7 protein-coding genes are annotated in these 11,474 nt (G+C 57.3%); 6 read left to right on the top strand and 1 reads right to left on the bottom strand.

Annotated elements, in window-relative coordinates; genetic code table 11:
* Positions 1-47: 47 nt before the first annotated feature.
* Complete coding sequence (locus tag RC85_RS08025; protein WP_160148123.1) at positions 48-3,464, bottom strand: glycosyl hydrolase; 3,417 nt, start codon at positions 3,462-3,464, stop codon at positions 48-50.
* 864 nt (positions 3,465-4,328) lie between these two features.
* Here RC85_RS08025 and RC85_RS08030 point away from each other — a divergent pair.
* The 6 genes from RC85_RS08030 (at position 4,329) to RC85_RS08055 (ending at position 11,438) form a co-directional block, all read left to right on the top strand.
* Positions 4,329-5,078, top strand: coding sequence for a PEP-CTERM sorting domain-containing protein (locus tag RC85_RS08030; protein ID WP_084422471.1), 750 nt, complete (start codon positions 4,329-4,331; stop codon positions 5,076-5,078).
* 2 nt (positions 5,079-5,080) lie between these two features.
* A complete protein-coding gene (locus RC85_RS08035; RefSeq protein WP_068260910.1) occupies positions 5,081-5,314 on the top strand; it encodes a hypothetical protein in 234 nt (77 codons plus the stop codon).
* A gap of 140 nt (positions 5,315-5,454) precedes the next feature.
* A complete protein-coding gene (locus RC85_RS08040; RefSeq protein WP_068260913.1) occupies positions 5,455-6,678 on the top strand; it encodes a DUF1559 domain-containing protein in 1,224 nt (407 codons plus the stop codon).
* 109 nt (positions 6,679-6,787) lie between these two features.
* A complete protein-coding gene (locus tag RC85_RS08045) occupies positions 6,788-7,312 on the top strand; it encodes a sigma-70 family RNA polymerase sigma factor (RefSeq protein ID WP_068260916.1) in 525 nt (174 codons plus the stop codon).
* 12 nt (positions 7,313-7,324) lie between these two features.
* Positions 7,325-9,256, top strand: coding sequence for a LamG-like jellyroll fold domain-containing protein (locus RC85_RS08050; RefSeq protein WP_068260917.1), 1,932 nt, complete (start codon positions 7,325-7,327; stop codon positions 9,254-9,256).
* A 73-nt stretch (positions 9,257-9,329) separates the two neighbouring features.
* Entirely contained in the window at positions 9,330-11,438 is a 2,109-nt protein-coding gene (locus RC85_RS08055; protein ID WP_068260919.1) for a DUF5722 domain-containing protein, read from the top strand.
* The last annotated feature ends 36 nt before the right edge of the window (positions 11,439-11,474 follow it).

Here is an 11,474-nt window from a genome sequence, read left to right on the forward strand (position 1 = left end):
TTGGTCGTGAGTGGCTTGGTAAGTTTGATGTGGAGTTTAGACGGCGGTTAGTTTCGCAGCCGAATCTTTTGGATTGCTTTGATCTCCACCGGGCCCGCGAGGCCCGAGGGCTGAATCCTGCGACCCTTGTTGAGCCGGCGTTTGGCAAACCAAGTCGGCGTGAACTCGCGGGTTGCGGCATCCGGGAACCCGTCGGGGTGGTTCAGTTCGCCCACCAGCCGGTTGCTCCAGAGGTTGGTCACGTCGACTCGCAGCTCGTTTCTTCCGGCCCGCAGGGCATCGGTTGCGTCCACGATGAAGGGCGGTTTCCAAAGCAGGCCCAGGTCGGTGTCGTTGAGCCAAACGCGGGCCATCGGATTCACTGAGCCCAGGCTCAGCTCGAATCGGAGGTCTTTGTTCCCCAACCGGGAGGCGGGAAAATCAAAGGTGGTGAGGTACCCCGCCGTTCCGGAGTAGTGAAGCACCGAGGGTGCTTCGGAGTCGGTCCAGAATTGCAGCTTGTCGAGCTCGATGGAGTCCGGCATGTCGCGCCCGGGCATGAACCCCAGCGACCAGCCCTGCGCGCTCAACCTCAGCGGTCGCGGAAGCGTGTTGACCCGGAAGCGATCGACGGATCGATCCGAACGCACAAGCTCGTACTGCCCGGCGGCTCCCGCGTAGGCAAAGACGCCATCTCCCTCGGCCAGAACGGTGACCGGCCGTCGCCCTTTCACCTCGACGATCGGATTGGACAGGGCGTCGGCGGACTTGCGGAACACCACAAACACCGAGCCGGCCGGTCCGAGCCGCAGCGGAACGCGGGTTCCGTCTTCGAGCTTTTCAAAGTGGGCGGTTCTCTGCGTGAGACCCGTGTCCGCGTGCCACAGCTCGGGCAGTCGCTCGGGCGAGACCCGGAACACGGGTTGGATCTCGACGGCTCGCCGCAGTTGGTTTGACACAAAGTAGATGTCCAGTTCGTCGGTCTGGCGATGGGTCCACAGCACCCGCTTGGGATCGACATCCGAGACGTCGGCTGGCAGCTCCAGCGTGTCCATGACCGACTGCAGCTCGATGCCCTGCGCAACCTTTCCCTTGCCAAAGTTTCGGGTTCCAGAGTCGCCAGCTTTCATGCCCTGCCACATCTGTTCTGACAGCGAGCGGATCGTCGCATCCGCGCGATCTGCGTCCTGCAGGCTCGGGGAATGCTCTGGAGCTTCGCCGTAGAGAACACCCCCTGCGGCCACCAACTCTCGGAACTTGCTCAGCACCGAGGGCCGCATGGTCTTCAGCGGCGGCAGCACCATGACGGCGTAGCTCTTGCCATCGGGAAGCGTCCAGCGGCCGTTTTCAATCGACATCCGCTCCAGTAGAACCTGGGCGTTGATGAAATCGAAGTCGTACCCCGCGGGCTGCTCGGGCTGACGCGTGCCGCCCATGATCGGCGTGTCTTCGCCGATGAAGTAGGCGAAGTCGGCGACGTGCAATCCTTGCTGAAGCAGTATATGGCATCGACGCAGATAGTCGATCCAATCTTTGCCCTCGTAAAACCAAGTGTTGTGCCGATTGAACTCGGTTCCAAAGTTCGCATTCATCCCCGGCATCTGCTCGTTGGGCTGATGGATGTACACGTGCAGCACGAAGTGATTGATGCCCTCGGTGAAGGCCCAGTCGCCTCTGGCCTTCAGCTTGAAAGGCGTGAGCTCCCAGTTCTGCGCCGAGGTCAACGCCTCCGCGTACACCACCTTCTTCCCGTAGGCGTGGGCGGTCGACACTGCGGCTCGGCATTCGGTTTCCCCCAGTGAGCCACCGGCCCAGAACTCACCCGCAACCAGGTCGCAGGCGCCGCCGTAGCGCATGAACTCGCCGGGGAAGCCCCAGTGGCCGTAGTTCTCCAGCCAGGTTTTCATGCAGTGTTCGTTGCTGCGTTCTTTCAAGCCCGCCGCGTACACGTCGGCCAACTGGTCCGCCACCAGGCGCCGCAGATCCCACAGAAAGCGATCCGAAGCCTCCGGACTGTCGACAACGCGTCCACTCATCACCGGCAGGTACGGCGTCGGGTCGTAGCCGTATCTCGACTCGAACACCTCTTCCAAATCATCCGACCAGACCTGAGAGCCTTTTTCGTAGCTGTCGGCCACCACGTACTTCAGGGCGGTCTTTTCCTCGGCGGTCAGCCGGGACACCAGCTTGCCAACAAACGCGTCGAAATGAGTGTCAAGATGCTCGCGGCTCATCTTGTCCAGTTCCAGTCCGGTCGCGTTGGGGGCCGCGGGGCTGTTCTTGGTCCCCGTGGGCCGCATGCCGATGCGCTGGATCACCCAATCGCCTTCGGGAATCCGGCAGGTCACGCGGCCGTCTTCGTCGATGCTGTCTGAGAGGTCGAGCACGGCTTGGGGATCCGCGACGTACGAAAAGCCGGGCTCCTTGATGGCCGGTGGCCAACTGTAGTCGCCCCATGCAGGCTTCGGCGTGGGATGCGTTTTGCCCAGTTGCTTTTCGACCGCGTACTCCACGCGCGGTGCCGACAGGATCTCGATCTCCGAGAGCCGTGTGCCTCGGTCGCCGGGTCCGGTCTGGAACTCCGAAAACGCGATCCGAAAGCGATCCGATTGGATCGCCGGCAGCGAGACGTAGACCGCACCGTTGCGCATGGGGCCGACATTTTCGGTGTCCTTTCGCCGGTCGTACACGCCCTCGCGAATCACCTCGTATGCGCCGTTTAGCCATGCCGAAACGGTCAGGTTCGCGCGAAAGAATCCGTTGCTGGGCCGAAGGACCAGGGCGCGTGCGGTGAACGGTTCCGCCACGGCAATGTCGATCTGTTGGGAGGTCTGTCCCTTGCTGAGCGCAAGCGATGCCCCGGTGCTCAGGTCGCCGTCCACCCATCGGCTTGCGTTTTCAATCTTTGGCAATGAACTGACTTTCGGGCTCCGTTCCCTCAGCGTCTTCTCGTCGGTTTTCGAGACTGGAACGGCCAGCACGGCAACGTCCTGAAAATCGTCCCCGGAATCGTCTCCGGGGACAGGCAGAATTTGGTCGAACAAGGTCGGTCCACTGACAGACACCTCGGTGGAGGTGATGTACCGCATCGCTTGTTCGGGCCCGATCCAGGGCCCGCCGGACTGGCTCCAGCCCGGGCAGTTGAACAGCCCGATGTCAACGCCCAGCCGCTTTCCCTCACGAACCGCGTGCGCGGTGACGTCCCACCACTCCTCGCTGAGCATCTCGATCGGTCCGCTTCCGCCGGCTCCGAAATACTGGTTGCCGATCAGCGCCGTGCCGATGCCGACCTCCGCCATCGCCTCCAAATCCTTGGTGACGCCCTCCATCGAAATGTGATTGTTCAGCCAGTACCAGTAGCACCAGGGACGGCTTTGTTCGGGCGGATCGGCGAACTGTTGGTCCAGCGACTGGTCCAGCGACTGCGCGGCGGTCGGCAGCGCCATTGCAAGGGCAAGGACGAACGCGGAGATCAATCGTTTCATTCTGTTTTTTCTCTCGCCGAATCGGTTCATGAATTCGAGTTTCAAAAGCGCGTCAAGGTTGTGATGCCTCGCGGTCGGATACGCAATCTTGTTGGACCTCGAGTATGAATGCTTTTCCGGTGATGTGTTTGAATTAGTTGTTGCATTCTTTGACGACGCGAGAGGATAGCGTGTCACCGGCACGAGCAAACCAGAACGAGGCACGCTCATCGGAGGACTCTCGTTTGACGCGTAAATTTCTCGCTTACGCGTTTTAAAGTTGCGCTGTTCGCCTAGGGCAGTAGCCAACGCCGTGAAGAGTTTTGGTCTCGGAAAACAAGAGTCAGTTCGTTTAGCCGCGTGGGCATCGCCCCGCGCGTTCGGGCCAGCACGGCGCGCGGGGCGATGCCCACGCGGTTAAACAAATTAGAAACTCTTCACGGCTTAGGGCATTAGCCCGTTGGTCTCGCACGCTGCCGCAAAAAACTTAGCGGAACGGTGCAAACCGTTCGGCGTCACCCATCGTTTTAATCTGGACAAAGCACCAGGCGTTCTCGGAACGCGCGGGCGTCCGGCCTCCCCGCTTCTGAAGAAGATCTTGCTTCTGGGAGGTGACGTCATCGGGCAATTAAGTAACCAGCACTGCAGGGGGGCGTGGCCGTGCAGCCGCTGGGGACGTTTGCGGCCTTGCAGGCGACTTAAACCGAGCGTTTCGGCGTGCGATCGGTGGAACTTAACGCTTTTCTTTAAAAAAGTTCTGTTAAGACGGGTTAGGCTGCATTATCTCCCGGACACCTAGACTGTAGGGGATTTTCTACTCCGATCAGTTTTAATGGCCTACTTGAACATCACTAGATGCACCTCCTTTATTGCGGACTGTAACCAATGAAAACGAGACATTTCTATTCGGCCTCTTTGCTAATCGCGGCTGCCGCCCTTCTTGCCCTGCCGCAAGCCTCCGCCTCCCCAGTCGTGATCATTGACAGCAGCTTTGCCAATGGGAACGGTAGTTTTGAATTTGACAGTGCCGGGAATGCTCTGACCGCGAACGGCGCCCCCGGCGTTTGGTTTGGTGCGGACGCGTTAACGATCGGTACTGAGACGATCGAGGCAACCAACACGGTGATTACGACCGATCGAGCTTCCACGGATGGCGGTTTTTCGCTTCAAATCCGTCCCGATCCCAATGGCGAGACCGGCGGCATCTTGGACACCGGTTATGCATTGGTGGCGGGCGATGAGCTCAACTTGACCTTCGATTGGCAGAAGCTCGATAACCGCCTCGGCCAGGGCTCGTTTGACCTCAATGTCTTCACCTCGAGTGACAACACGGTCAACGGAATTTTGACGTCGGTCGCGAGCGATACATTTGGAAGCGGTCCAGACACGCCGAACTTTCTCAATGTGGCTTTGTCGCCAACGGACTTTACGATCACGGGCGACAGTATCGGCCAGAATCTTTTCGTAGCATTCAGTGCTGGAGGATTCTCGGGAGCTTCGAACCAGTCCACCCTGGTTGTTGACAATATCAGCCTCACGGCAACCGCCATTCCGGAACCATCGAGCCTTGCCCTGCTTGGCCTTGGGGTGGTCGGGTTTGCTGCGAAGCGACGCCGAGCAAAGGTCGCCGGCTAGACATGGCTCGTTCGCCCCAAGAATTGATCGCGGTCAAAAGCAATTCGCAGAGTCGCCAGAGGTGCTTTGCGAGTTGTTTGAGCCTACGTCTCTTGCTGTTGTGCGGCCTGATGTCGATGGCAGGATGTGGTGAAGCTCCTTCGCCCGCCGCCGTCGAACAGGACGATTTGGAACGGTACTTAGAAGAGCATCCAGAGGCGAGGGAAGTGTCTGCCGAGGACATCAATGGTTTTTAGGCGGTCTCGGGGCAGGGCCGCCTGTTCGATCCGCTTCGTTTGATTTCTGCTTAGGGATCGGTCGGTGTTTGCCTCTTTGCCAAGCATCGGATCTAGCTTTTTGGAACGCCAGCACTCTTTGTCTTTCAAAGGATCTTGAAATGTCTCGACGAAAACGACCTGGTTTCACATTGGTCGAATTGTTGGTAGTGATCGCGATCATTGGGGTACTGGTGGGGCTTTTGTTGCCGGCGGTTCAGGCGGCTCGCGAAGCAGCTAGACGGATGAGTTGCAGCAATAATTTCAAGCAAATTGGTCTCGGCTACCACAACTACCACTCGGCGTACAACCAGCTTCCCAAACATCGCGGAGGCAGTTATCGGATGCCAGGTGCGCCTGGTTCTCGGATGCCAACGAATTCAGCGCCCGGCGGCGGTAGCAATGTCTCGAACCTCAGTGCGCTGGTGGGTGTGCTTCCGTTTGTCGAGCAGCAAGCTTTGTGGGAACAAATCAGCAATCCTTTTCAAATCACGCAGCCGGCGACAGCGGCCGGTCAGTTCTTCGCCGCAATGGGGCCGGACCCATCGATGACGATCGCCAACCATGCGACAAATAGATACGACCCCTGGCTAACCACGATTCCCACCTTTCGCTGCCCAAGCGATCCGGGACAGGGGTTGCCGGCGTTGGGAAGGACCAACTACGCGATGTGTTTTGGTGATTCATTCGCCGCCGTGTTCCAGGGGGCTGTCGCTGCCAATGGTGTTGAAAGCGCGGGGTTTGCCGCCAACGCGGTCAACTACCGTGGCTTGTTCATGCAGCGACGGGTGACCAAATTCCGTGATGTGCTTGATGGTCTTTCCAATACCATCATGGCGGGCGAGATCAATACGGATCTAGGCGACAGTGATGCAACGACGCGGTTCGCTCTGGTCGATCCAGCGCTCAGCGACAATCCGTCGCTTTGCATCGAGTCGGTGGATCGGCAGAGGCCGCGATTCTGGGCCGAAGGCGTGTCGCTGATCGGAGCGGCGGAGCATCAGCGTGGTCTTGCATGGGCAAACGGATTTGCGAACTACACAGGTTTTTTTACGATCTTGCCACCCAATGGTCCCAGTTGCACGCGAAGGTTCGGGATCAATCCGGGACCATGGCGCGATGGAACTCATACCGCCAGCAGTCGGCACTCTGGCGGTGTGCATGTGCTGATGGGTGACGGCTCGGTTCGGTTTGTCACTGACTCGATTGAAGCGGGCGATGCGTCGTTGGGGCCCGTTCGAAGCAACGGTACCGGTGCTCGGACGCCGGGGGCACCGTCGCCCTACGGTCTTTGGGGAGCACTTGGCACTCGGGACAGTAAAGAAATTATTAGTTCCGAGTTTTAGTTGTTTCGAGTTTTTTTTCGACTGAACTTGGCAGCGAGTTTAATTTTCACAAACATCATTTTAGCGACACCGCTTACTTCTGACTTGATGGCAGTTTTTAGTTTCGATTATGAAAAATAGTCAAACGCTTTCCTTCACCGAGCGAATCATTGCGGCGCAGCCACGGCTTTACAGTTATGCGGCCGCGCTGACACCGGACCTGGATGCTGCCGGCGAGGTGTTGCAGGAAGCCAATCGCGTGATGTTGGAAAGCGAATCGCAGTACGATCCGGAGCGTGATTTTCTGTCTTGGGCCTGTGGCGTTTTGCGTTACCGCGTTCTCGCTCGTGTCCGCGATCGGGGACGTGAACGACTTTGCTTTGACAGCGAGTTGGTCGAAACACTGGCACAGCAAATGGCCAAGCGAGAAGCCGACGGAGACTTGCGCAGCACGTGGCTGCGAAAGTGCCACGAAAAGCTGACCGAGCATCAACGAATGATGCTGGACCTGCGATACGAATCCGGTGCCACCGTTGAAAGCATGTCAAAGTTGCTCAATCGTCCCGTAACTTCCGTGTCCAGCTCGTTAACAAAAATTCGTCGTAAACTCTCCGACTGTGTGAGTCAGCTTCAGAACGTCATTCCAGTCGAATAATGAACCCAACCGATGAATGAATCTCACAACTCTAACAGCGATCCGAACCGTCAACCCGGCGACGATGATGCCATCTCGCCAGCCGAAGTGTATCGGTTGATCAACGGCCTTTTGGACGATCAGCTACAACCGCACGAAGCGGAACGGTTGTGTGCGGCTCTGAAAAGCAGCGAGCAGTATCGCGAAATCTACCTGGAATTGATCGACGTTCATGCTGGCTTGGCTTGGCAGCGTCATTGGCCGATTCCGGTCGAGTCCATTTTGGCAACGAGCGGCTTGAACCAACGCGCCGCCGAAGATGCATTCGCGAACCAGCAAATCGAACCAGCGTCAACGTTGCGATCCGCATCGTCATCAGGATGGTCGTCGTCAGAATGGTTGCTGGGCAACCGGCGTCGTGTCGCCGCGATTGCCACGATCGCTGTCGCCGCCTGCATTGCGTTCGCGGTGGTCTCAGTCTCTTCGCCAAAACCCAGTGGAAGCGTTGATGGTTTGGCGATGTCAGATGATTCAGCGATGTCGGGGTCAGAGTCCCCAGCCAATCCTGACGCGGGAACAAAAACTGCGGACAGATTCCGCGCTGGCTCGCTCGCCAAGTCAGTCGTGACCCCGGCGGCTTTTCATCAACCGGGTGTGGCAAGAATTGGAAGCTCGATCGACGCAGCCTGGAACCGATCGGCGACTCCTGACAGCGGCAACGTCCTCGGTAGCGGTTGGTTGCAGTTGGATTCCGGACTCGTGCGACTGGATTTTTTCAGCGGCGTTCGGATGACGGTCCAAGGCCCCGCACGTCTCGAATTGCGAAGCGAGTGGGAAGTGTTTTTGGATTCCGGCAGCGTGCGCTGCGAGGTGAGTGAAATGGGCAAGGGCTTCCGCGTCCAGGCTCGCGGGATGGACGTCGTCGATTTGGGCACCGAATTCGGAATGCGAGTCGGGCCAAGCGGCGACCCGGAAGTCCACGTCATTTCGGGCAAGGTCGCGTTGATCGACGAAGCCGGCAATCCAAAACTTGAAATTGTCGAACGTCAAGCGATGCAGATGTCCGATGGTCAACTTCATTCGACGCCCTATTCGGAATCTGGATTCACCAGCGTCGGCGAAGTCACCCAGCGATCCAATCGTGTTCGCGAACGAAATTTTCTGGAGTGGAAACGTCACGCTGATGAGATCAGCCAGGATCCGACCACTGTGATTCATTACACCTTGCAAGACCAGGATCGTGATGACTTGCAAGTGACCAACGAAGCCGCCCAGGCAACTTCCGCCACCGACGCCCTGATCATCGGCTGCGATCTGACTGATGGGCGATGGCCCGGCAAAAAAGCGATTCGCTTTCAAGGCGGTGGCGATCGTCTGCTGCTAGCCGTCGATCAGCCGCAGGAATCGATGACGATCATGATGTGGTTGCAGGTCAATGACCACAATCAGGAACTGATGGGCTTGTTGATGGGCGAGGAACCCGATCGACGTCTCAATGCCAATGCGAAATGGATGGGCGGACTGCGTCAAGCAGAGTTGGAGGCCTACCGTTCGGCCCAAATTAAATTGACTCGTTGGGGACTTTGGCAAAGCGGAGCCTTGCATCTGGGCCAATTCCGCCGCCCCGCCGATGATCCGATCCGCGACTGGGAACACTACGACACAGAACCAAACCAAACGCTGGTTCCGTCGCGAAGATGGAACCACATCGCGGTGACCTACGATGGCCCGAGCCAAGAAATTAGCCAATTCGTCAACGGCGAAGAAGTCGCAAGTTGGGATACAGAGTATGGCGATTCGCTGCGACTGGGGCACCTGGCGATTGGCAACCTTAGCGTCGATCAGACCGAGATTAACATGGGAGTGACTCGCGAATTTTTCGGTGCGATCGACGAGGTCGTGATCTCATCGCGGGCCTATTCGGCAGACGAAATTCAAGCCTGTTTCACGGTGGGGAAACCTTGATCGTCCCGCAAACGTTTCAACTTGCATCACGTGCTTGTGAAACGTCGATGACGCTTTCCTGTGAACCGACTTCATGACTCCATCGCCGTTGCCGTTCCTTTCGATTTCCATGTTTCGAGTCACACTGTGGTGTTGGCTTGCGTTTGGCAGTCACGCTGCGATGACCGCTCGGGCAAGCGCGTTCCAACCCGATCCCAACCGTTGCAACGATGTTGATATTTCACGCGTTGGCGATGCATGGGACATCAAGACAACCGGTCGCGATCCGTTCTTGATCGGTGATCTTTCGGGCATCGGCCCGAACGATGTCATGCTGGAACTGGAATACTTTGCAACCGAGGGTGTCAAAGGCGTCGCCGCATTTATCGGCGCGTCGTTTTCACAGCAAACGCTGTTTGAATTGCCCTCCATTCCTGCTTCGGAAACGTGGACGAAGTATCAGGCCAAGGTACCCGAATCACTGATACGGCAACTGCCCAAACGCAATGTCCGACTGCGCTTGGACCTGGGAAGACATCCCGGTGTCCGACTGCAAATTCGATCGGTTCGTTTTTTGCCAATGACGGCGACCTTTCGCCGGTCGATCATCGAAGGCCGACAGATCCAGCGTGACCGAGAACGTCGCGCGGATCAAATCACGGCCTATCTTCAACAGGAACCACCGACTCGTATCGAGTCCGTTGTCGTTTCCAAAGACCGAATCACGCTGACAGGAAAATTGTTGTCCAGCACCGGTAACACCGCCAGCACGTCGGCCATGCAAATCATCGAATGTCCGCCGCACGTCGATATCACCTACGCTTCCCCTGGGATCGCTGTCAACGTTCCGATTCAAACCAAGGGCGATTGGTGGCGAGCGGTGGTGCCACGTAGGGATGGCCAACGCGATCGGTTGCATAGCAGTTGGCGAATCGCGTTTGGTGATGACATCGTCAGTGGACGTCGGTTCGCAACCGAGATCCAAACGATCGGAAATAATCACCCCAAAACTCGCGTGATCCCAACCAGTCAAAAAGGACTCGGCGGAGTCGATGCAACCGGGCCGATCGATGAATTAACCGAACTTGGCATCTCTGCGATTACCGTCAACATTATCCTGGGCTCGATGCTCTCCGATAAACCTGGCCCAGGTCGTGAATTGATTCCGATCGATTCCAATGATCCCGAACGACCGCCGATCTACTTCAACTCCGTCGCACTCCGCCGAATTGATAAAACACTTTCGTTTGCATCCCGGCACAACATGGTTGTCTCGGGGATTCTGCTAATCAGCTCGAAAACCAGGCGTTGCACCGGATCGCCCTTGATCCATCCCGACAACGACGGCGGCACCTATTCGATGCCGAATTTGACAGATCCATACGCAACCGAAATCTACGCTTACCTTCTCGATCAACTGGGGCGTCGTTACAGCAACCCGACCAGCAAACAAGGCGGGATCAGCAACTGGGTCGTTCACAACGAAGTCGACGCGCACCAAGCGTGGACCAACATGGGCAAACAACCAAGACCCATCGTGACCGAAACCTACTATCGATCGATGCGAATGGTTCATAACGCCGTGCGTCAATACAATCCACACGCACGAGTCTTTGCATCGTTGACGCATCAATGGTCAGTCAAAGACGACGGCAATGGAACCAAGCTAGCACCACAAGAAGTCGTCACCGCGCTGCAGCGATATTCGTTGCTGGAAGGCGATTTTGCATGGGGATTGGCCTACCATCCTTATCCGCAAAGTCTGTTTGCACCCACGGCGTGGAACGATACCAAGATCACCGACCAATTTGATACGCCACTGATCACGATCCAGAACATTGACGTGCTGCAGCGGTTCATGGCCCAACGGTTGATGCTAGATTCCAACCGACAACCGCGACCAATCTTGCTCAGTGAACAAGGCTTTCACACCGAATCGTATGATGAAGACGATCAAGCAAACCAAGCCGCCTCGCTCGCTTACGCGATGAAGCAAATCGCCAAAATCCCATCGATCGAATCGTTTCACTACCACCGCTGGATCGACAACCCCAACGAAGGCGGTTTGAAACTGGGACTGCGAACGTTGCCATCGCCCGGAAAACCGCACGGCGAAAAGAAACAATCGTGGTTCGTCTATCAAGCCATCGGCACACCCTCGGAACCAGAACGCACCCGGCACCTCCCCCAACCCGATCGCTAACGTGGCATCGAAACCAACAATCAGTCAGCAAAAACA

The organism is Rubripirellula obstinata (genome assembly GCF_001642955.1).
GTDB lineage: Bacteria > Planctomycetota > Planctomycetia > Pirellulales > Pirellulaceae > Rubripirellula > Rubripirellula obstinata.

Excerpts from the sequence above, each read along its gene's own strand:
- RC85_RS08025 (WP_160148123.1), bottom strand. The coding sequence starts at position 3,464 with ATGAAACGATTGATCTCCGCGTTCGTCCTTGCCCTTGCAATGGCGCTG.
- RC85_RS08030 (WP_084422471.1), top strand. The coding sequence starts at position 4,329 with ATGAAAACGAGACATTTCTATTCGGCCTCTTTGCTAATCGCGGCTGCC.
- RC85_RS08035 (WP_068260910.1), top strand. The coding sequence starts at position 5,081 with ATGGCTCGTTCGCCCCAAGAATTGATCGCGGTCAAAAGCAATTCGCAG.
- RC85_RS08040 (WP_068260913.1), top strand. The coding sequence starts at position 5,455 with ATGTCTCGACGAAAACGACCTGGTTTCACATTGGTCGAATTGTTGGTA.
- RC85_RS08045 (WP_068260916.1), top strand. The coding sequence starts at position 6,788 with ATGAAAAATAGTCAAACGCTTTCCTTCACCGAGCGAATCATTGCGGCG.
- RC85_RS08050 (WP_068260917.1), top strand. The coding sequence starts at position 7,325 with ATGAATGAATCTCACAACTCTAACAGCGATCCGAACCGTCAACCCGGC.
- RC85_RS08055 (WP_068260919.1), top strand. The coding sequence starts at position 9,330 with ATGACTCCATCGCCGTTGCCGTTCCTTTCGATTTCCATGTTTCGAGTC.